The sequence below is a fragment of the Streptomyces sp. NPDC001513 genome (genome assembly GCF_042894695.1).
In the GTDB taxonomy this organism is placed as follows: domain Bacteria; phylum Actinomycetota; class Actinomycetes; order Streptomycetales; family Streptomycetaceae; genus Streptomyces.
On sequence record NZ_JBIAVU010000002.1, the window covers coordinates 372,188 to 393,136 of the forward strand.

Consider the following 20,949-nt stretch of genomic DNA (forward strand, 5'->3'; position numbering starts at 1 on the left):
GTGGAACCGGTCACCGACCCACCGCACCACGCCACGGTTCCGCCCCGCTTCGTCCCATCGGACGACAGTACGGACGAACCGCCGCTCCGCAAGCCTCCGATCGGAGGAACGCCCAGGCGCGCGCGAAGCCTCCTCCGGCTGATTCGCCGTTCGACCCACGATGCACCGTACGGCTCTGCCCGGGCACCCGCGTAGCGCGCGAGAGTTGCCGGTGCGCTGCCTCGTACGTCAGGGCACACACGCCCGGCGTCGATCGCGCGGCCGACCACGCCCCGATCCCCCGAACATTGGCACGGCATGATCACCACCAGCTGGGCTCCCGCCCCGAACGGCGGCGAGATCTCCGAGAAGACCTTCTTCGGGCACCCCCGCGGACTGGCCACGCTCTTCCTGACCGAGATGTGGGAGCGGTTCAGCTTCTACGGCATGCGCGCGCTCCTGCCCCTCTACCTGATCTCGGGCGGCCCCGCCGCCGCGGCGGGATCCCAGGGGCACGGTCTGGCCATGAGCGGTTCCACCACCCTGGCCATCACCTCGCTCTACATGGCCATGGTGTACCTGCCCTGCATGGCGGGCGGCTGGCTGGGCGACCGGCTGTGGGGGCCGCGACGCACCGTGATCGTGGCCGGGTGCGTGATCATCACCGGCCACCTGTTGCTGGCCGTGCCGGGCCTGCCCCCGTTCTTCGGTGGTCTGGCGCTGGTCGCCGCCGGTTCGGGCCTGCTGAAGCCCAACGTCTCCACGCTGGTCGGCCATCTCTACAAAGGGCCGGACGACCCCCGGCGCGACGGCGGCTTCACCGTGTTCTACATGGGCATCAACCTCGGCGCCCTGTTGGCCCCGCTGGTCATCGGCACCATCGGCCAGCAGTACTCCTGGCACCTGGGCTTCGCGCTCGCCGCCGCGGGAATGGCGCTGGGACTGGCCCAGTTCGTGCTGGGCACCCGTCACCTGCGGGGCGTCCACAACAGCCTGGCCAAGCCCTTGAAGCGGGGTGAACTCCTTTCCGTGGTCAGGAAGTTCGGTCTTTGGCTGGGCGCCGCCGCGATCTGCTACACCACACTCGTCCTGTCCGGGCACTACACGCTGAAGTGGGCTCTGGTGCCCTTGAGCCTGGCGGGTATCGCGATCCCGGTCGGTGTACTGCTCCGGATCAGGCGGGACAGGGAACTGGACGCGAGGGAGCAGTCCCGGATGGGCTCCTACGTGTGGCTCTTCGCGGCCGCCGCCGTGTTCTGGATGGTCTACGACCAGGGTGCTTCCACCATGGCCGTCTTCGGCGCCGGCAGCACCAGCGGCCACGTGCTCGGCTTCGCGTTCCCGAGCTCATGGCTCCAGTCCGCGAACCCGGTGTTCATCATGCTGTTGGGGCCGGTGTTCGCCTGGGCCTGGCTCCGGCTGGCACGGCTCCGGAAGGAACCGACGACCACGGTGAAGTTCGCCCTCGGCCTGGGCCTGGTCGGCGTGTCCTTCCTCATCTTCGTCGTACCGATGGCCATGGCCGGGGAGGGCGCCAAGGTCAGTCCCCTGTGGCTGGTGTCGATCTACCTGATCCAGACCATCGGCGAGCTGTGTCTGTCGCCCGTCGGCCTCTCGGTGACCACCAAGATGGCACCGCTGAAGTACGCGAGCCAGACGATGGGCATCTGGTTCCTGGCCGTGACGGCCGGCGACAGCGTGGCCTCACTGCTGGTGCTGTCCGGGGTCGATCTGAGCACCACGCTGGTCGTGGCCGCCGAGGGCTCCCTGGCCGTCCTCGCGGCCCTGGGCCTCTTCCTGAGACGCAAGCGGGTCGACTCCTGGCAGCCGACGGCGCACTGATGTGCGGCCACCTTCGTCCCCGGCGGAGTCCGAACGCAGGACAAGAACCGCGAGGCGGCGTCCCTAACGTGACAGCAGGCGGGAACAGGAGGGCAGTGATCGTGAACCAGAGCGGAGCCAACCGGCCCCCACGCCCACGCCGGACCTCGGCGGAGACGACATGCGTGGTGGTCGGCCACGGCGTGATGGGGCAGATGCAGCAGGCCAAGCTGGCGGAGCTGGGCGTACGGACCGTCGCCGTGGTCGACCCGCGGCGGGCGGGAACGGTGCTCGCCTCCGGCGTCCCGGTCCTGGGCTCCCTCGACGAGGTGCGCACGCCCCGGTCGGTGGACCTGTGGAGCATCTGCACCCCGACGGCCGCGCACACCGCGGTGTTCCGGCAGATCGGCCGACTGGCACCGGAGGCGGACGTGATCGTGGAGAAGCCGGTCTGCGTCCCGGGAGAAGTGCCGGAGATGTGCCGCCTGCTGGACGCCCACCTCGGCCGGGTGAGCGTGGACGAGCACTACCTCTCCTCCGCGGTGCCCGAGGCAGCGGCGGAAGCGGTGCTGTCGGTGCCCGGTGCCCGGGTGACCCGGGTCGTCGTGGAGATGACGAAGCACCGGGGACCCGACAGCGCCCGGGGGCGGTTCGAGGACCGGGCACTGGGGGCCCTCGGGTACGAGGGACCGCACCTGCTCGGCGTTCTCGACGCGCTCGGGCGGCGGCTCGGCGTCTCCCTGACGCCCGCCTGCCGCGTGGTCTGCGCGTTCCACGGACGGTGGGGTGCGGACGGCTCCCCGCCCCAGGACGGGGCCGAGGTCTCCTACCGCACCGCCACGGGGTGCGAGGTGGTCCTCCACACCTCGCTCGTCGGCCGTCCGCGCCGCCCGGCGCAGCCTTCGATCCCGTACGGCTCGAGGCGTCGCCACCGCGTCCTGCGGATCGAGGCCACGGACCGGAACGGCCGCGTGTGGAAGGTGATCGGTGCGTTCGCGCCGGCAGACGGCCGGGACCGCAACGAGGGCACGCTCACCGTGGTGCGCGACGGCCTGCGGCTCGCACCGACGCGCACGCTGTACGACGATCCGCTCGGCCGCCATCTACGGCGGATCCTGCGGTACTTCGCGGGGGCCGCACCCAACCCCGCACCGGCCCACCACTGCATCGGCCATGTGGCGCTCCTGCACCAGTGGCTCCTGTCGGCACGACCTGCGGCCCCGCGCGGCGACGCGGTGCGGCCCGCGGCCTGAGAGGAAGGAGACGCGGAGATGTCCTACCAACGCGACTACGAACGGCGGCTGCGCGTGGGCCTGGTCGGCCTCGGCGGGCACGGATACCGGACGCTGCTGCCCGCGCTCAACAACCTGCCGGTGCGGCTCTCCGCCGTCTGCGACGTGGACGCCGCTCTGGCCGACCGGACGGCACGGCAGTACGGCGCCGTCCCCTACACCAGTCAGAGCGACATGCTCGCGGGGCAGGCGCTCGACGCCGTCCTGCTGGCGGCGCCGCCCCAGGAGCATCCCGCACTGGCGGTCGAGGCCCTGGGGCACGGGCTGCACGTATGGATGGAGAAGCCTCCCGCGGTGCGCGCCGCCGATCTCGACCCCGTGATCGCCGCGCGCGGCGACCGGGTCGTCGTGGTCGGCCTGAAGAAGGTGTTCATGCCTGCGGCGCGCAAGGCACTGGAACTGCTGGCGATGCCCGGCACGGGGCGCCTCACGAGCCTGTACGCCCGCTACGCGCTGTCCGTTCCCGAGAGCGGCGGAGAGCTGCCGGCCCGGCGCACCTCCAGCCACTGGCTGGCCGAGGGCTGCCACCCGCTGTCGCTGCTGCTGGCCGCGGGCGGCCCGGTGGAGGCGGTCGACGTGCACCGCGGAGGGCTGGGCGACTGCCTGTGCGTGCTCCGCTTCGCGGGCGGCGCTCTGGGGGTGCTCCAGATGAGCGAGAACCTCACCATGTCCCAGCCGTTCGAGCAGTACACCTTCGTCGCCGAGCACGGCACCGTCGAGATCCTCAACGGCAGCCGGGTCACGTTCCAGCGGGGCATCCCCTACGAGTACGGCGTCACGACCGGCTTCGCGCCCGAGGGCACGGACGGCGGCCTGACCACGTGGGAGCCGCAGCACAGCAGGGCCGCGCTGGAGAACCGTTCGGACTTCGTCCAGGGAATCCACGCCGAGCTGGACCACTTCTGCCGAAGCGTCCTGCGCGGCAGCCCCGCGACCCTCGGCACCCTGGAATTCGCCCGCCAGGTCATGGAGGTGTACGAGGCGGCCCTCCTGGCGGCCCCGTAGCGGGGCCTCGCGAACTCCCTGCGGTGGGGCCGAGGATCTCCGTACGATGCGTGCGCATGTTGTCGCACCACGCCTCGGTTTCAGGCGCGCCGGGTGAGGGCGCTCGCCAAGATCCGGCGACTGTCCTCCATCTGCTTCCCGCTGTTCGGGGCGGGGCGCGGGGGGATGAGCGTCTCGGAAAGCTTCGAGTTGACGCCCACAACGGCGGCGTCAACTACGTGCTGTTCACGGGCCCCGAAGGCTGCGTTGACCCCGGCGCTGAAACATCCTGCGCGATGCTTCGCCTTGCACGTCGGGAAGCATCCGGGCGCGGCGAAGACATCGGTTAGCCGTCCGACCTGCCCGCAGCGTGTCCGCCACGGCTGTGGGCTGCGAGGTGGGCCAGGAGGTGGGGGTCGACGCGGTCGGCGTGCTCGTCGGGCAGCCAGTGGCCCGCGCCTTCGAGGACCTCGAAGCGGTAGTGCGCGTCGATCCAGGCGCCGGTGCCTTCGGCGGCGGTCCGGCCCAGGGCGCCGTCCTGGTCGCCCCATATGTACAGCGTGGGCACGCGGATGCGGCCGCTGGGCACCGTGAGGGTTTCGGGCAGCGCCCGGTAGTAGTTCAGCGCGGCGGTCAGCGCGCCGGGCTCGGCGAACCGTGCGATGTAGGAGTCGATGCGGTCGGGCGGCAGGGAGTCTCCGTAGACCCGTCGCAGGACGGCGCCGTCGTCGGCCAGCAGGTCGGCCTCCGCGACGCCAGCGGGCTGCCGGAAGCGCTGGACGTAGGCGCTGCGGCGGGCCTGGTCGGGATCGGACCGCAGGGCCGCGGCGATGGCCTGCGGGTGCGGGGTGGACAGGACGGTGAGCGAGTCCAGCAGTTCCGGGTGCTCGGTCGCGAGGGCCCAGGCGACCAGACCGCCCCAGTCGTGGCCCACCAGGTGGAACGGTCCGCCGCCGAGGGCCTGCGAGAACGCGAGGGCGTCCCCGACGAGCCGGTCGACGGTGTAGTCGGCCACTCGGCCGGGCCGCGCATCCGACGCGTAGCCCCGCTGGTCGACGGCGAGTGCCCGGTACCCGGCCCGGGCGAGGCAGGTGAGCTGGTCCGTCCACGAGTCGGCGAACTGTGGGAACCCGTGCAGGAGCAGGACCTTCTCGCCGGCGGGCGGGCCGGCGGCGAGGGCGGTGTGGACGTGGCGGCCGACCGTGACGGCGGTCCGCGCCACGACGGCGGCGTCATCGGTCGCCGCTCGTGCCGTCGGCGAGTGGTCGGAGGTTTCGGTGTCGGTCTCGTAGTACATCGGACTCGTCACCTTTCGGTCGGCGTCTCAGGTCTCGATCCCCCGCCGCCCTCCAGTGAAGCCGCGGGAAAAGTCCCTCCACGTCCTGCGATCGGCCCCCCGGGAGGACGAACGAACCCACCACCGCGACAGCCGGGTCACCGTCCGGCGGGGAGCGGTCGCGACCGGAGGCGTACGGTCGGTCCGCCGGGCGCCCGGCCAGAGGAAGTGGCCGAATGCCAGCGCGATCGCGCAGCCGATCAGGCTGTCCGACATCAGCTGGCCGACCAGCTCGGCGCCTTCCAGGTTGCCCAGGTCGGACAGCAGGAGGATGACGGGGGTCACGGCGGCGGTCTGGAAACCGTAGCCGCGGCGGGAGAGGACGGGGAGCAGCGCGCCCAGCAGCACCAGTACGGGCACCTCCCACCAGCCGCGCGGGACGGCCGCGAACACCGCGACGGCCGCCAGCAGTCCCGCGGCCGTGCCGGCGGCCCGCAGCAGGGAGCGCGAGAGGACCGAACCGAGGTCGGGCTTGAGGACGAAGACCACGGTGACGGGCACCCAGTAGGCCCGTTCGTACGGCATCAGGACGACCAGGGCCTCCGCGAGCCCCACGCACAGGGCCAGCCGGAGGCCGTAGCCCCACGGGGCGGGCGAGGAGAGGAGGACGCGCAACCGGCGAACCGGCGCCTCGCCTGCGGCGACCGTCGGCGCGGTCGGCGCCGGTACGGCGGTGCGGACGTGCCCGGCCCGGGCGCCCTGGAGCCGGGTGGGGGCGCACAGGGCCAGGACCAGCAGGCCGCCGCCGGCGATCAGCAGGGGCGGGAGCCACCAGGGGCTGGTGGAGGGCGGCACTCCGGCCGCCAGGACGGCGTTCAGCAGGAGCATCAGTCCCGCCAGTGAGGCGGTGCGGCCGAGCGACGAGAGCATCCCGGAGAGCAGGGCCAGGGCCGTCAGCACGCCGAACGCCGTCCAGCCGCGGCCGTCGACGAGTCCGCCGAGGGCGGCGCCCGCAGCGCCGAGCAGCAGGCAGGCGGTGACCGTGCGCAGCCGGGTCCGGCGGGCCGGCGCCGTGGCGGCGAGCACGCCGAAGAGGCCGCCGAGAGAGGCCAGCGCGCCGTACTCGGGGTGGTGGACGGCCAGTCCGACGGCGAGCGGCGCCGCCAGGGCGACGGCCGCCCGGACGCCGGCCGCCCGGACGGTGGCGGCCCCGGAGACGGGCGGGCACGCGGCACGTCCTGCGGGGTGGGGGCCGGGGCGGTCCATCGCGGGATCCTTCGCAAGCGGGTGGGTGACGCGGTCAGGGCCAGCACACCAGCAGTCCACCGCGCCGGGTGTCCTGCCTTCGGACCATCCGGCGGAGGACCGTTCCCGCGCGTGCGGCGCCCACGCGAGAGCCCTTCGTCCGCACGAAACCGCGCCCGGGCCACGATGGCCCGGGCGCGCGGATTTCGACGGTTACGCCTGGTGGTGCCGGTGGAGCGTGGACGAGGCCCCTGAGAGGCAGCCGTGGGCGCACAGCTGGCCACACATGTCCTTCCTCAGCACGGTCTCCGCCATCGCCTGCCAGCGCGGCAACGGGGTCAGTGTGAGGTCTGCGGTGTCCTTGGCCGGACCGGTCGGCTTGGTGCTGGTGACGGTGTTCATGGTTCCTCCTGTGGGGGTGCGGGTTCCGGTTCCGCACTGCCCAGCACACCACCAGGCCCTTGTGCGCGGTGTCCTGCCTTCGGACGATGCACGGGAGGACGTGCGGGGCGGGTCCGGGGCCCGGTCGTTCACAGCGGGCCGAAGCGGTAGCCGAAGCCGCGGACGGTCTGGACGTAGCGGGGACGTTCCGCCTCGTCCTCCACCGCGTGGCGCAGGCGGCGCACGCAGGCGTCCACCAGACGCGTGTCGGTGACGGAGTCGTGGTCCCAGACGAGATCGAGCAGCTGCGGGCGGCTGAAGACCCGGCCGGGGGACGTGGTCAGGTGGAGCAGGAGCCTGAGCGCGGACGGCGTCAGTGCCAGGGGGCTGCCGGCCTTGCGGACGATCAGTCCGAGGCGGTCGATGACGAGGCCGCCGTGGGTTTCCAGGTGCGGCGCGACGGCCTCGTGCGCGGCGCGCCGCAGCACGGCCCGGATCCGGGCCTCGACGACATCCGCCGAGGCGGGCTTGACGAGGTAGTCGTCGGCGCCCGTGTCCAGTCCGCCTATGACGTCGGTCTCGTCACCGCGCCCGCTCACGATGATCACCGGGACCGGACCGCGCTGCCGGATCCGGCGGCAGAGCTCGATCCCGTCCAGTCCGGGCAGCCCCACGTCGAGCAGGACGAGGTCGGGCCGGAACCTGGAGAGGGCCGCCAGACCCGCCTCCCCCGTGTCGAAGGCCGCCACTTCGTGCCCGCGCCGCACCAGGCTCAGCCATGTCATCTCGAGCAGTGCGGGATCGTCCTCGACCAGGAGAATGCGTGGCATTTCAGGTACTTCCGTCAGGGCGTGGTCGGCGCCGTGATGCCGAGCAGGGCGGGCGTCCGGGCCAGTTCGGCGAAGCGGGAGCGCGGGTCGGGAAGGAGCCGGCGGTGGTCCAGGTCCATCAGGCCGCCGAGGGAGTCCAGCTCGCAGGCCACCGTTCCGTCCGCGGTCAGGATGCGCTGGTGGGTGCCGAACGTCCGGCCCGCGCCCCAGGCGAAGCAGCAGGTCACCCTGACCTCGTCGCCCGCCCGCAGCTCCCGGCGGTACCGGATCGTGGTCTCCAGCACCACCGGCCCCACGCGGCGGGACAGCAGGTCCTGCTGCCGGATCCCGGCCGCGCGCAGCAGCGACCAGCGGGCGTGTTCCGCGTACTGAAGGTAGACGGACTGGTGGAGGTGGCCCTGCGCATCGGTCTCGTAGCCGCGAACGGACACGTCGACCTGGAACACGGTGTCCTGTGGGTACCCGGGATCGCCTGTCGGCCGGGTCACCACTTTCTCCCCAGGTCCCACCCGCTGTCGTACGTTTCGTCTCCCATGCCTGCCCTTGTCTCGTCCGGTGGGGCGGTCCTGTGCCGCCCGTCGAAAACTAGGGCGGCCGGGTCCGCCCGTCGTGAGTGCTCACCACCCATTGCGCGGGCCCGCGGCAGGGCCGGCCCCGTCGGGGCGCAGGGCGGCGGCGAGGTCCTGGCGGCCGTCGATGCCGAGCTTGTGGTAGACGCGGTGGAGGTGGTTCTCCACCGTTCGAGGGGAGATGTGCAAGTCCGCGCCGATCTGCTTGTTGGACGTGCCGCGGGAGGCCAGCAGGGCGATCTCGGCCTCCCGCGCGCTCAGGTGGCTGCTGGAGTGAGCCACGCGCAGCACGGGGGTGAGGGCCCCCTCGCACCGGTCGAGGAAGGTCGAGGCGGTGCGGGCCGCGGCCCGGGCCTGGCGTTCACGCCCCCGGGTGCGAAGCGTCGCCGCGGCGGTGGAGGCCGCTTCCGCGGCGAGGAGGTCGGCTCCGTCGGCGTGGAACCGGTCCGCCAGGTCGAGCAGGCGGTCGGGGTCGTGGTCGCGCCATGCCTGGGCGAGGGCGGACCGGGCCAGGTGGCCGGGCTCGGGCAGCTCGGCGGCGATCTCGGACAGGCGTGGCGCAGCGGTGGCGGCCCCGCCCAGTCGCGTCAGATCGGTCAGCAGCGCCGATTCACGCCAGGTGTGGCCGAGGAGGCGTGCCTGCTCGGCAGCGGCGGTGAGCAGGTGCCGGGCCCTGCCGAGGTCGCCTCGGCAGGCGGCGGTCCAGGCGGCGCCGAAGGCGTGGTCCGGGGCGGCAGCGCCCGACGGCTCGGCTCGCGCGCCCTCGTCCAGGGCGGAGACCGCGGCTTCCAGGTCGCCCTGCTGGGCCGCGGCGGCGGCCTGCAGGCACAGGGCTTCGGTGAACAGGGCCGCGCGCTGGGCGCGGGTGGCCCGTACCACCTCGGCGAACACCAGGCGTGCCTGCTCCAGACGGCCGCCCGCCAGCGCGGCCCGTCCCATTGCCATCACCAGCCATCTGCTCTCGTACGGATCGAACGGGCGCCGTCCGTTGCGGGTCCGTGTCCCGTACGCCAGGGCCTCCCCGAGCCGTCCCGCGGCGGTCAGGGCGTGGACGAGGACCGTGTGCGCGGCCACCTCCGCGGTCACCGCCGCGTACGGATCCCGCATCGGTACCGGTGCCTCGGCCGCGGCGTGTGCCAGTACGACCGCCTCGTCGCCGCGGCCCAGGCAGGCGAGGGACAGGGCCCGGAGGAGCTTGGCGCGCACGGCGAGGCGTGCCTGGGTGGGATCGCGGGGCGGCCGGGCGCGTTCGAAGGCCGCGCAGAGGTCCAGCGCATGCCGGAACTCTCCGGCTCCGAAGGCGGCCGTGCCCTTCAGGAGGGACAGCTCGCCGCGGCCGAGGGCGGTGGTGACGCGTGGGCCGCACTCCTCGATGGCCGCGTGGCAGCGGTCCGTGGAATCGCCCAGGCCGTAGACGAAGTTGTGCACGCGCGCGGCGAGGGTGTCACAGACCTCCCGCTCGTCGGTGGCCAGGGCTGCGGCCTGGGCGAGGGCCCGTTCCGCCCGGGTGCAGTCCCCGGCCCGGAACAGGGCCTGGCCCAGCAGGTGCAGGGCCTCGTAGTCGCGTTGGGCCCGCGGCACGGACTCCAGGAGCTGGCGCGCGCGGTCGAGGTCCTCGACGTCCGCGGCGTGACGGACCGCCTCGGCCAGGGAACCCGGCAGGCTGTGGCCGGTGGCCCTGAGCGTGAGGGCGGCCCGCATGCCCCGGTCGCCGCTCCGCCGGGACCCGTGCTCCTCGTTCCACGCCAGGTAGTGGAGCAGCAGGCGGCGGCTGCGGAGCTCCGGCATGTCGCGTCGCAGTACGACGGTGTGGAGCGGCTGGGCCAGCCGCACCGTGGTGCGGCGGCCTTCGCGTGTCACGGCGATGAGGCCCGTCCGCTCCAGTGCCGCGAGCTGGTCGTGATCGAGGTGCTCGCGCAGGTAGGCCAGCGGGCAGGGGCCGCACGCCGCCAGCACTTCCAGTTCCCGGCTCAGGCCGTCGGCCCGGAGTTGGGCGCGCACGTGGCCTGTCAGGTGCGGGGTGAGGGCGATGTTCGGTGAGGTCAGGTCCCATACGGTGCCGTCGCTCGTCAGGGTGGCCTGGGCGAGGGCCGCGCGGACGAGTTCCCCGAGCGGCAGGGGCAGGCCTCCGGACAGCAGGTGCAGGCGGCTCACCGCCCTGCCGGTGACGGGCCGCCCGAGGACGTGTTTCAGCAGCACGGCGGTCTGGGCCTCGTCGAGCGGGGCGAGGTCCACCCGCCGGACGGTGTCCTGCTCGGCCATGACGGCCGTGGCGGCGACACCGGGAGCGTCGTGCGCGTCGGTGCGGACGGCGCCGAGCAGGAACACCCGGCCCGCGTCGAGCAGTTGGCGGACCAGGACGGTCGACGCGAGGTCGAGCAGATGCAGGTCGTCGACGAACAGCACCGGCCGGCCGCGCCCCGCGGCCCGAGGGGGCAGGTGGGCCGAGGTCCGGGCGTACAGCTGTACCGGCCGCCTGGCCGAGACGTCCGGGGGCAGCAGGTGCGCGAGGGCACCGAGCGGCACCCGCGCGGCCGCGGCCGTGGCGCGGGCGACCGACACGGGGTGCCCCGCGTCCGCCGCCCTGCGCCGGCACTCGGCGGCCAGCCGGGACCGGCCCGCGCCGGGTGGGCCGAAGATGAGAAAGGCCCCGCAGGAGGTGTCGTCCAGTGCGGCGGCGAACTGCTCCAACTCCGGCCCACGCCCGGTCAGCGGCCATGTCGTGCCGGGGCCGTGGGTCTGCGTCATCCGGCCAGTAGGAGGGACCGGGCGCCTTCCTGCGGTCCTCCGATCGGACCATGCGGGGTGTCGTGGTCGAAGCCGGCGCCCGAACTCCCGCCGGCCGCGTTCGTGTACGCGACGTCCCTTGGCGCAGGCATCACGGGTCGTCCTGGGGACCGTCCGGTCGGAGGACAGGGGCCGGGGCCGCCCGTTCCTAGGGTGGTCGCGCCCGGCGGGAGCGTCCCACCGGACGCATGCAGAAGGAGGACCCACCCATGAGCGCGAACTTCCTCGGCGACGCCTTTCGGCTCGACCCCCGTACGGAGGACGCCGGCGGCGGACAGGCCGGTGCGTACGGTGTCCAGGGCCGGGACCTGACGCTGCCCGACTGGATGACCACCGGCTGTGCGGACCCCGTGCCGCAGCCGTCCGCCGGCCGGCGGCCGCTGACCGGCCACTGAGCGACCACTGAGCGCCCGTCCCGGACGGACAGGATCCATGGTGCCGAGGCGACTCTTCGAGCCCGAAGCCGTGGCCCTCGCGCGGATGCCGCTCAGGGCCGCGGACCGGCCCGGTGCCGGCCTCGGCCTGCTGGCCGAGGGGATCCTGCTGGCCGGCGCGGGGCTCTCGGCCGCCGACGGCGCGGAGCCCCGCGCCGGGAGGGCCTTGCGGTCGTACGAGATCCGTTCGCGGACCCGGCCGACCCCACACGGCGTCTTCAGCGGGGTGGCCTCGGCCTGCTTCCGGGCCCCGCAGGCGGACGGGAGGAGGGAAGGGGCGGGGCCCGCCCCCTCCCTCGGCCCGGCGCACCGGACGGTGACGGCTCCGAGCCCGCTCTGGCTCGCCGCCGTGTACGACCGGATGCTCGATGTTCCGGCGGTGCTCGCCGGCCTCACCCTCACCACCAATGCCATGGCCCGGACCGTGGACGGGCGGTTCGAGGTGGAACACGCTCCGCCCGCCGGGCAGTTCGCACTGCACAGCGTCCGGGACACCGAGGTCTCCCGGTGGCTGCTCGACACCTGTACGGGCGGCCGGTCCGCGGCCGCGGTACTTGCCGAGCTCACGGCGTGGGCCGCGTCCGGTGACGCCGGCCGGCCCGCCGATCCGACGGACGGCACGGCGTACGGCACGGCGGCACGGTCGGCGGCGGCGCGGACGTCGGCAGCACAGTCGGCGGCGGCGCGGGCGGCGGCCGAGACCGCGGTCCGGGAGCTGATCCGATCGGGTCTGCTGCTGACCGACCTCGCCCCCGACGGCCCGCCCGCCACGGCACTTCACCGGCTCGCCCGTCACGCGCCGCGGACCCGCGACGGCCTCGTCCTGCGCCGCGTCCGGGACCTGCTGGCACCGGCCGACACGCTGCCGCCCGGCGCTCCCGATCGGCTCGCGCTGCTGCGCCGGGTCGTCCGGCTCATGCGGGATCCCGCCGCGCCCCAACGGCTCCTGGTGGCCGACACGTTCGCCGATGCCCGGATCGAGCTGCCCGCGTACCTCGGCGAACAGGCGGCGGCCGCGGCCGGCGTGCTGTGGCGCACCGCGCCGACCCGTCCGCCCCTGGCCGACTACCACCGGCGGTTCGTCGCCGCATACGGCACGCAACGGCTGGTGCCGCTGACGGAGGTGCTGGACCCGGCGGCCGGCCTCGGCCCGCCCGGCGCCGACGACGGGCTAGGGACCTTGTCCGAGCCGGAACCGGACCGGGCCGCCCTGCTGGCCCGGCTCGCCACCGAGGCCCAGGCGGACGGGGAACTCGTCCTCACCGACGCGCTGGTCGACCGGCTGTCCGGCCCTTCACCGGACCCTCCGCCGCATACCGCGGAGATCCACGTCCGGGTGGTGCGCACGGAGTCCGGGGCGCTGCGGCCGGCCGTGTGCCCGTACTCCGGTTCGCAGCAGGCCGGATCGGCGGCCGGCCGGTACGCCGCCGACCTGAAGTGGCCGCGGCATCCCGACGACGGGCCGCCGGACGGGACGGGACCGATGGTCGCGGAAGTCGTCTGCCGGCCGGCCGACGGGGCCGCCACCGCGCTGACCGCCCCGGCCGGGCTCGCCCCGTACCGGATCGCCCTGGACGTGCCGCCCCGGCCGGGCGACCTCGGCCCTTCCGACCTGTACCTGGCCTCCACCGGGAGCCATTTGGTGGTGTGGGCGCCGCGGCACGGCCGGCCGGTGCGGCCCGTGGTCGGCCACCGGGCCGCACCCGGACTGCTGCCCCCTGCCGCCCGGCTGCTGCGGCTGCTGGGACAGGCGGGTACCCGGCCCTGGCGTACGTGGTCCTGGGGTCCCTGCGATGCGCTCCCCTACACCCCTCGGGTGCGGTACCGGGAGGTGCTGCTCGCCCCGGCCCGGTGGAACCTGCCCGAGGAGGTCCTCGAAGCAGCCCGCCGGCCGCAGGAGTTCGCCGCCCGGCTGGCCGCGTGGCGGGCCACGGCCCGGCCGGCTCCGCCGGGCACCGTCCTGGTCGACGAAGCGGACCGCCTGCTCCCGGTCGACCTCGACGACGCCCGGGACCGGGAGGTGTTGCGGCATCGCGTGCGCCTCGGGGTCCGCGCCGTCCTCGAACAGCTGGGCGGTCCGGGGGCCGACCCCGCGGTCGTGCGCGGGCCCGACGGCGGGCACCTGCTGGAACTCGTCGTGTCCCTGCGCAGCAGGGTCCCGCCGGCCGCCGTCCGGCTCGATCCCCGGTGCGCGGCCCGGCCCTCCGGCACGGCGTTCGGGGGCGGGCCGGCTCCCGGGACGGTGTCCGGGCCCGCGTCGGCCGGTGCCCCGGAGCCGGTCCTCACCCCGGCCGGAGCCCGGGGCTGGCTGTCCCTGGCCGTACAGGTGCCCGAGCACCGCCAGGGCGCGGTGCTGCGTCACCTGGCCGCAGAGTCACCGCGGTGCTTCTGGCTGCGCTACTCCTCGCAGGGGTTCGGCCCCCATCTGCGGATCCGCTTCCGTGGTGAACGGGACGAGCTGGAACGGGTGGTGCGGCCGGCCGCCGAAGGGTGGGCCGCCCGGATGGCCGCCCTCGGGCTGGCCGGCGCGGCGCGCTGGGAGCCGTACGTACCGGAGACCGAACGCTACGGAGGAACCGCGGGGCTCACCGCGGCGGAGGGGGTGTTCGTCGCGGACAGTGCCCTGGTGCTGGACGCCCTCACCGTCCTCGGCCCGTGCGTCCCCGACCTCGCCCCGCCCGGCCCCGGCGGTCGCGGCGCGCCCGGGGAGCCGGTGGTGCCCGGGGAGCCCGGGGCGGCGGACGGGATCCTGCTCGCCGCCGCCGGGGCGGTGTCCGTGGCCCGGGTGCTGGCCGCCGGGGCGCCCTCGGCGATCGGCCGGGCTCCACTCGATGCCGCCGCCCGCCGGTGGCGGGAGGCACTGCGCGGCCGGTTCCGGTCCGCTGCGGCCGGGGACGTGGTCCCGGCGCGGCTGGCCGGTCGGTGGCGCGCCCGCGAACGGGCCCTGGCCGCCTACCGGACCGCGCTGCGGGACGACCGTGAACCGTCGCGGCCGGAGGAGGTGGCGTCACTGTGCGCCTCCGACCTGATCCATCTGCACGTCAACCGGCTCCTGGGACCCGATCCGGCGGTGGAGCGGCTCGTGCGTTCCCTGGCCTCGGACCGGCTGCGTCTCCCGTCGTGACCGCCGACCGGCGAGCGGCGGCCACCACGGCCCTGCGGATCGCGGACGCGCTGGCCGACCCCGTCGAGGTGGCCCGGGGGCTGCCCGCGGACCGGAAGCACACCCTCGGTGAGGGCCTCGCCGGCACGGCCCTGCTGCACGCCTCTCTCGCCGACGCCGTACCCGGGGCGGCCGCCCGTGCCCGGGCGCACTGGCAGTTCGCCGCCGAAACCCTCGGGGACGCCCGGCCCGACGGGGTGTACCGCGGGCCGGGAGGCCTGGCCGCGTCCCTGCTGGCCGGGGCGGGGCAGGTGTCCCGGGACGAGCTGCCCGACGAGGCGGTGCGGGACGCGGTGCGCTGGCTGTCGGCGCGGGCCGAGGCGATCGCGGGCCGCCGGTGGCCGGACGCCGCGCCCGGGTCGGCCACCTGCCCGTGGGCCGTCTACGACGTGGTGAGCGGGCTCAGCGGTACCGGGCGGGTCCTGCTCGCGGCGTACGGGGCCGGCTGGGCCGCCGAGGCCGCCCCGGGGCTGACGGCCGCGATGACCACCCTGACCCGCACGGTCCTTGGCGGAACGCCGGACCGGCCGGGCTGGTGGCAGCCCGCCGGACACCTGCCCGGGCCGGCGCCGGGCCACCCCGAGGGGGCCGCCGTCACCGGTATGGCACACGGGATCGCCGGGCCCCTGGCGCTGCTGGCACTCGCCGAGACCACCGGTCCGCCGATGCACGGGCGGCGGGCGGCGGTACGGGCCGCCGCCGACTGGCTGGTGACCGTACGGGAAGGCGATTCCTGGCCACCCCGGGCCGCCGCCACCGGCACCGCCCCGGGCGGCCGCCGGGACGCGTGGTGCTACGGCGCCCCGGGCATCGCCCGCTCCCTCGCTCTCGCCTCGACGGCCCTGGGCGATCCGCAGTACGCGCGGCTCGCCGACCGCACCCTGACCGCACTGGCCGAACGGCCCGGCACCGCCTGGGACACCGAAGGGCCCGGACTGTGCCACGGCAGTGCGGGCGTCCTGGTGTGCGCGCTGCGAGCCGGCCACCGGGCGCTCTCGGAGAGCGCCGCGGAGCTCACGCTCCGCCTGTCGGCAGGAGCTCCGTCGGGCCCGCCCGGCGGACCGGCCGCCGGGGGAACGGCGCTCGGGCTCCTCACCGGGAAGGCCGGCACCTGCCTGGCACTGGCGCAGTACGCCGGACTGCTGCCGGAGTCTCCCCCGGTGCCCTGGGACTGCCTGCTCCTGACGGCCTGACGGTGCCTCGGGCATGCCGAAGGCCCCACCCGCGAGAGGCTGCGGGTGGGGCGGTCGGGTGGGGTGGTCGGGTGGGAGCGGAGGCGGGTGCTTTTCGGGCTCCGCGTCTCAGATCTCGAACCCGCCGCCCTTCGCGTGGGCGTTCAGCTTGATCCCGCCACCCTTCGGGGCGGACGCCAGCTCGATCCCGCCGCCCTTGGCGAAGACGGTCCCGTCCTTGGCGAAGACGGTCGCCGGCTTGGCGAAGACAGTCGCGGGCTTGGCCAGGACGGTCTCGGGCTTGGCGTGCGGGAAGTTCGCAGCCACCTCCGGGCGGCTGCGGGCGGTGTCCGCGGCGAAGGCGGCGGAACCGGAGAAACCGAGGACGGCGACGGCGATACCGGCGGTGGCGATGGTACGGGTGATACGCATGATCAGGTCCTCCAGGACGATGGGACCCGTCGGTGCCCAATTCGGTAGGCGGGTCCCAGGGGGTGGGGGTCTGCTGCACCGACACCTCCAGTGAAGCCGCCGGCCCCCTCCCGCCACGTCCTCCGATCGGCCCCCCGGGGGGACGAACGAACCCCGGCACGACCGCGCGGCGTGGCGCGGCAACGGCGCCGTCGTTCCGAGGCCCCGGCGCGGTAGCCGGACCTCCGACCGGGATCCGGACCGTGCGCTTCGTCCTCTCCGCCGACCGTTGGGAGGAATCGGGGGCCCGGACCTCCCGCCTACCGTCGACGGGTCCCATCGAAAAGCAGCCGGTGCGCCGCGTTCGCGGCAGACGCCGCGGCATCCTCCACGCCACGCCCAGGAGCGAACGTGCCATGTCCCCCCTCCCGTGCAGCACCGCCCGGTCCGTCCCCGCCCTCCCGCGCGCCGTTCGCCTGATGCGCGGACCCGGCCGCACGAGCGGTCCGCTCGCCTCCCGGGCCTTCCGGCTCTATCTGCTCTCCCAGTCCGTCGCGGGTACCGGCACCTGGGTGCAACGCACCGCGCAGGACTGGCTGGTGCTGGAACTCACCGGGAGCGCCGCGGCGGTCGGGCTCGTGGTGACCGTGCAGTGCCTGCCCGCCCTGCTGCTCGGTCTCTGGGGCGGTGCGATCGCGGACCGCTACCGGCCGCGGCGCCTGATGGTGTGGTGCAACGGGGCCGCGGCCGTGCTGGCGCTCGTCATGACGCTCCTGGTCACCACGGGCACCGCCCGCATGTGGTCGGTGTGCGTGCTCGCCGGAGCGCTCGGCGTGATGACGGCGGTCGAGGGCCCGGCCCGGCAGGCGCTCATCCCGCGGCTGGTCGCTCCCGAACACCGCCGCAGCGCGACGGGACTGGCCACGGCCAACTTCCAGCTGGCCCGCATCGTCGGCCCGGCCGCGGCCGGTCTCGTCATCGGTTTCCTGGGCACCGGCTGGGCCTTCCTGCTCTGCGCCTTCACCCCTGTGATCTGTGCCGTCGGCCTCTTCGCCCTTCGGCACGTCCGCGCCCTGGACCAGGCCCCCGTCCCGCACGCAGGCGTCCCGGCCCATCGGTACGGGGCCCTCCGGATCGTCGCGGCCCACCCGCGGCTGAGGTGGACGCTGGTGCTGAGCGGACTCATGGCCCTCTTCGGTATGAACCTCCCGGTCCTCCTGCCGGCCCTGGCCACCGACGGCTTCGGCGCCGCCCCGGAGTCCTTCGGAGCGCTCAGCGCCCTGCTGGCCGTCGGGTCCCTGCTCGGCGCCCTGCTGGCCGCCCGGCTGCGGACCTGTCCGCTGCGCACCCTCGCCGTCTGCGCCCTGTCGGTGGGCGCCCTCCAGGTCGCGGCCGGTTTCGCCCCGTCGATGGCGGCCTTCGGGGCGCTGCTCGCGCCCGTCGGGATCGCCGCGCTGTGCTTCACCACCACCGCCGCGACGGCCGTCCAGATGGGGGCGGGCCCCAGCCTCCAGGGCCGGGTGGCCGGGCTGGCCATGCTGGTGACCCTGGGTTCCGCCGCGGTGGGCGCCCCGCTGGCCGGCGCACTCGCCGAGGCGCTCGGGGCGCGTTCCGCGTTCGCCCTCGCCGGCGCCTCCTGCATCGGTATCGCCGCTCTGGGCGTCGTCGCCGTGGTGCGCACCCGGGCCGCCGTCGGCGTCGCCCGCGTGCCTCGCGTCCCTGCACGACCGCGCCGCGTCGCCGCCGCGGCCCGGCGCGCCGTCACCGCCGAGGCATGAAGGGCCGGCCGGACCGCCGCCGCCGCTCAGCCCCCTTCTGCGGGCCGCCGGGTCTCCCGGAGCAACTGGGCGGCCAGTGCCAGCGCGGTGCCGCGGGGCGAGGACAGGTCCAAGCCGGTCAGTGCGGTCAGCCGGGCCAGCCGTTTGTCCACGGTGTTCGGATGGACGCCGAGCGCGGCCGCGGTGGCCCGGCGGTCCAGCCGCAGCTCCAGATGGCTCCGCAGCGTGGCCAGCAGCTCCGGACGGTGCCCGACCGGATCCAGCAGGGCGGCGATGCTGTCGCTGCCGGGGCCCGGCCGGGACAGGTGGAACTCCAGCAGGACGTCCTCCAGCCGGTGCACCCGGCCGGCCGGCAGACCCCCCGCCCGGGCGATCCGTACGACTTCCACCACGGTGCGGGCGGCCTCCGGCACGCCGGCCGGATCCCGGGCGTGCGCCGCGGCCACGTACAGCGTGGCCCCGTACCCCTCGGACAGGTGGGCGGCCAGCCCGGGCGGTACGTCGGCGCACCCGGACACCACGGCCCGCCCGGCGAGGTCCCCGCCCTCCGGCTCCTCGGCCAGGAGCGCGAACCCCCCGGCGCCCGGGACCCGGCCGAGTGCGGTCCGCAGGCCCCGCAGCCGCCGCCGGTGTCCGACGGGCCCGTCCGCCGGAGCGGAGTGGTCGGCCCCCAGCGCCAGGACGAGGAGCGGACCGGCGAGGTCGACGTCGGCGTGCCGGACGTCCTCCGGGCCGAGCCCGCCGTCCAGCAGCCGGTGCACCAGCCTCGTCCCGTCCGACGCCCGCTCCGCGGCGAGCGCCTCCCGCTCCTCCAGGTAGCGCTCCGTCACCACCCCCACGACCTCGGTCTGGGCCCGCAGCAGCAGGTCGACCAGTTCGGCCACGGCCCCGCTCTCCTGCGGCCGGGCCTCCTCCCGGATCACCTGCCACAGGCCGTGCACGCCGAGCGCGTACGAGCGCAGCAACAGGTGCAGCGGGACCCCTTCCTCGGCCCGCCGGGCGGCGCGTTCGCGGAAGAGCCGGTACCCGTCGGGAGCGGCGGGCGGGTGGGCCACGCCGCGCAGGAAGAGCCGCACCCCGTGCCTGACGGTGGCCGCGATCTCCAGGTCCTTGACCTCCGCGGGCAGCTGCGCGTACCCGGGCACGCTGTCGAAGACCTCCCTGCTCAGCTTCCGGGCGAGGGAGTTGGCCCGGCCCTCGCACCGGACGGCGAGCGCGCGGGCGGCCTCGGAAACCACATGCCCTCCAGGAGCCGAGATGTGACGCGTCACCCTAACCGGCCCCGCCGGATGTGACGAGGGACGGTGTCGTGCCGGCCCCGCGGCTCCGAGACTCACCGTGCGAGCACACGAGCGGAAGAAACAGCGGAAGAAGCAGGAGACAGACCCATGAGCGCATCCCTCGCCCCCGAGCCGCTCCCGGACGACCCGGCCGCCCCGGCCGACCGGTCCTCGGACTACCTCGCCTACGCCGACCGCGTCTGGTACGGAACGGCGGACCTGGAGGACCACCTCACCGGCGTCTACTCCGGCGACCGTCTGATCCGGCTGAGCGAGGAGGTCGGGTTCTGCCCGGGGTTCGCGAACTCCGCGGTGTTCGACACCGGCGACGGCCTGGTCCTCGTCGACTCGGGGGACGTCCTGTCCGCGGCCCAGCGGCACACGGCCGTACGGAACTTCTCGACCGCTCGCGTGGCCGCCGCGGTCCTCACCCACGGCCACGTCGACCACGTCGGCGGGCTCGGCCCGTTCGACGCCGAGGAACACCGCCCGGAAGTGGTCGCCCACGAGGCCGTGGCCGCCCGCTTCGACCGCTACCGCCGCACCGACGGCTACAACTCCTGGATCAACCGGCGGCAGTTCGGCGTCCCGTGGCTCGACTGGCCCACCGAGTACCGCTACCCGGACACCACCTACCGGACCCGCCACACCCTGCAACAGGGACGCCTCACCTTCGACCTCGTGCACGCCCGGGGCGAGACCGACGACCACACCTACGTCTGGGTGCCCGAGCTCGGGGTGCTGTGCACGGGCGACCTGTTCATCTGGAACACCCCCAACGCCGGCAACCCGCAGAAGGCACAGCGCTATCCGGAGGAGTGGGCGGCCGCCCTGCGGGACATGGCCGAGCTGGGAGCCGATCTCCTGCTGCCCGGCCACGGCGTCCCCGTCATCGGCGCGGGACGGGTGCGGGAGGCGCTCACGGACACGGCCGCCCTGCTCCAGACCCTGTGCGACCAGACGCGCGACCTCATGAACCAGGGCCTGCGCCTCGACGAGGTCGTCCGGCGGGTACGGGTGCCGGCCGCCCTGCTCGCCAGGCCCTACCTGCGGCCCGCCTACGACGAACCCGAGTTCGTCGTACGCAACCTGTGGCGCCTGTGGGGAGGCTGGTACGACCAGAACCCTGCGCACCTCAAGCCCGCGCCGGAGGCGGAGGTGGCCGTCGAGTTCGCCGCCGCCGCCGGCGGTGCCCACGTCCTCGCGGCCCGGGCGGCCGAGCTGCTGGCGGACGGGCGGCTGCGGCTGGCCGCACACCTGGCGGAGGCGGCGGCGCTCGCCGCACCGGGGGACAAGGAGGTCGCCCGGGTGCGGGCCGACGTCTACGCCCACCGGGCCGGGCGGGAAACCTCGACCATGGCCCGCGGCATCTTCGCCTGGGCGGCGGCGGAGTCCTCGGCGGTGGTGGAGGGGACGGACGTGGCGACCGAACTGGCCCGCACCCCGCAGGGTGCCGGGCGGGCGGCCGGCCGGGTCGGGGTGGGGCTGGCGGACGGCACGGCGGGGAGCGACGCGTCCCGGGTGGACGGCGGCGCCGCCCTGTGAGG

16 protein-coding genes are annotated in these 20,949 nt (G+C 75.0%); 8 read left to right on the forward strand and 8 right to left on the reverse strand.

Annotated elements, in window-relative coordinates; translation table 11 throughout:
• Window positions 1-297 precede the first annotated feature (297 nt).
• The 3 genes from ACFYZ4_RS05280 (at window position 298) to ACFYZ4_RS05290 (ending at window position 4,097) form a co-directional block, all read left to right on the forward strand.
• Window positions 298-1,821, forward strand: coding sequence for a peptide MFS transporter (locus tag ACFYZ4_RS05280; protein ID WP_390783111.1), 1,524 nt, complete (start codon window positions 298-300; stop codon window positions 1,819-1,821).
• A gap of 101 nt (window positions 1,822-1,922) precedes the next feature.
• Window positions 1,923-3,053 carry a Gfo/Idh/MocA family oxidoreductase gene (locus tag ACFYZ4_RS05285; protein ID WP_390783112.1) on the forward strand — a complete coding sequence of 377 codons (1,131 nt, stop codon included), beginning with the start codon at window positions 1,923-1,925 and terminating at the stop codon, window positions 3,051-3,053.
• Between the two features lie 18 nt (window positions 3,054-3,071).
• Window positions 3,072-4,097 carry a Gfo/Idh/MocA family oxidoreductase gene (locus tag ACFYZ4_RS05290; protein WP_390783113.1) on the forward strand — a complete coding sequence of 342 codons (1,026 nt, stop codon included), beginning with the start codon at window positions 3,072-3,074 and terminating at the stop codon, window positions 4,095-4,097.
• A gap of 325 nt (window positions 4,098-4,422) precedes the next feature.
• Here ACFYZ4_RS05290 and ACFYZ4_RS05295 read toward each other — a convergent pair whose 3' ends face one another.
• From ACFYZ4_RS05295 to ACFYZ4_RS05320, 6 genes are all read right to left on the reverse strand, one after another.
• The gene (locus ACFYZ4_RS05295) at window positions 4,423-5,373 is read right to left on the reverse strand and encodes an alpha/beta hydrolase (RefSeq protein WP_351288343.1); all 951 of its coding nucleotides are present in this window, start codon (window positions 5,371-5,373) and stop codon (window positions 4,423-4,425) included.
• A 27-nt stretch (window positions 5,374-5,400) separates the two neighbouring features.
• Window positions 5,401-6,618, reverse strand: coding sequence for an FUSC family protein (locus ACFYZ4_RS05300; RefSeq protein ID WP_351288341.1), 1,218 nt, complete (start codon window positions 6,616-6,618; stop codon window positions 5,401-5,403).
• Between the two features lie 192 nt (window positions 6,619-6,810).
• Window positions 6,811-6,999, reverse strand: coding sequence for a hypothetical protein (locus ACFYZ4_RS05305; protein ID WP_351288338.1), 189 nt, complete (start codon window positions 6,997-6,999; stop codon window positions 6,811-6,813).
• 128 nt (window positions 7,000-7,127) lie between these two features.
• Window positions 7,128-7,808: a response regulator transcription factor gene (locus ACFYZ4_RS05310; protein WP_351288335.1), complete on the reverse strand. Its 681-nt coding sequence runs from the start codon at window positions 7,806-7,808 to the stop codon at window positions 7,128-7,130.
• 14 nt (window positions 7,809-7,822) lie between these two features.
• Window positions 7,823-8,299, reverse strand: coding sequence for an acyl-CoA thioesterase (locus tag ACFYZ4_RS05315; RefSeq protein WP_390783114.1), 477 nt, complete (start codon window positions 8,297-8,299; stop codon window positions 7,823-7,825).
• 126 nt (window positions 8,300-8,425) lie between these two features.
• A complete protein-coding gene (locus ACFYZ4_RS05320) occupies window positions 8,426-11,125 on the reverse strand; it encodes a LuxR C-terminal-related transcriptional regulator (RefSeq protein WP_390783115.1) in 2,700 nt (899 codons plus the stop codon).
• Between the two features lie 248 nt (window positions 11,126-11,373).
• On the opposite strand from ACFYZ4_RS05320, the gene ACFYZ4_RS05325 reads away from it, so the two are divergent.
• From ACFYZ4_RS05325 to ACFYZ4_RS05335, 3 genes are read left to right on the forward strand one after another with little or no spacing between them, the layout of a single operon-like run.
• Window positions 11,374-11,559: a hypothetical protein gene (locus tag ACFYZ4_RS05325; RefSeq protein WP_390783116.1), complete on the forward strand. Its 186-nt coding sequence runs from the start codon at window positions 11,374-11,376 to the stop codon at window positions 11,557-11,559.
• A gap of 37 nt (window positions 11,560-11,596) precedes the next feature.
• Window positions 11,597-14,722: a lantibiotic dehydratase gene (locus ACFYZ4_RS05330; protein WP_390783117.1), complete on the forward strand. Its 3,126-nt coding sequence runs from the start codon at window positions 11,597-11,599 to the stop codon at window positions 14,720-14,722.
• Entirely contained in the window at window positions 14,719-15,954 is a 1,236-nt protein-coding gene (locus ACFYZ4_RS05335; protein ID WP_390783118.1) for a lanthionine synthetase LanC family protein, read from the forward strand. The genes ACFYZ4_RS05330 and ACFYZ4_RS05335 overlap by 4 nt, the downstream gene beginning before the upstream one ends.
• 108 nt (window positions 15,955-16,062) lie before the next feature.
• Here the strand turns inward: ACFYZ4_RS05335 and ACFYZ4_RS05340 are convergent, their stop codons facing one another.
• Window positions 16,063-16,365: a hypothetical protein gene (locus ACFYZ4_RS05340; RefSeq protein ID WP_351288318.1), complete on the reverse strand. Its 303-nt coding sequence runs from the start codon at window positions 16,363-16,365 to the stop codon at window positions 16,063-16,065.
• 395 nt (window positions 16,366-16,760) lie between these two features.
• On the opposite strand from ACFYZ4_RS05340, the gene ACFYZ4_RS05345 reads away from it, so the two are divergent.
• Window positions 16,761-18,122 carry an MFS transporter gene (locus ACFYZ4_RS05345; RefSeq protein ID WP_384345362.1) on the forward strand — a complete coding sequence of 454 codons (1,362 nt, stop codon included), beginning with the start codon at window positions 16,761-16,763 and terminating at the stop codon, window positions 18,120-18,122.
• 26 nt (window positions 18,123-18,148) lie between these two features.
• Here the strand turns inward: ACFYZ4_RS05345 and ACFYZ4_RS05350 are convergent, their stop codons facing one another.
• Window positions 18,149-19,360, reverse strand: coding sequence for a PucR family transcriptional regulator (locus ACFYZ4_RS05350; RefSeq protein ID WP_390783119.1), 1,212 nt, complete (start codon window positions 19,358-19,360; stop codon window positions 18,149-18,151).
• A 150-nt stretch (window positions 19,361-19,510) separates the two neighbouring features.
• On the opposite strand from ACFYZ4_RS05350, the gene ACFYZ4_RS05355 reads away from it, so the two are divergent.
• Complete coding sequence (locus ACFYZ4_RS05355) at window positions 19,511-20,947, forward strand: alkyl sulfatase dimerization domain-containing protein (RefSeq protein WP_351288309.1); 1,437 nt, start codon at window positions 19,511-19,513, stop codon at window positions 20,945-20,947.
• Window positions 20,948-20,949: the final 2 nt, after the last annotated feature.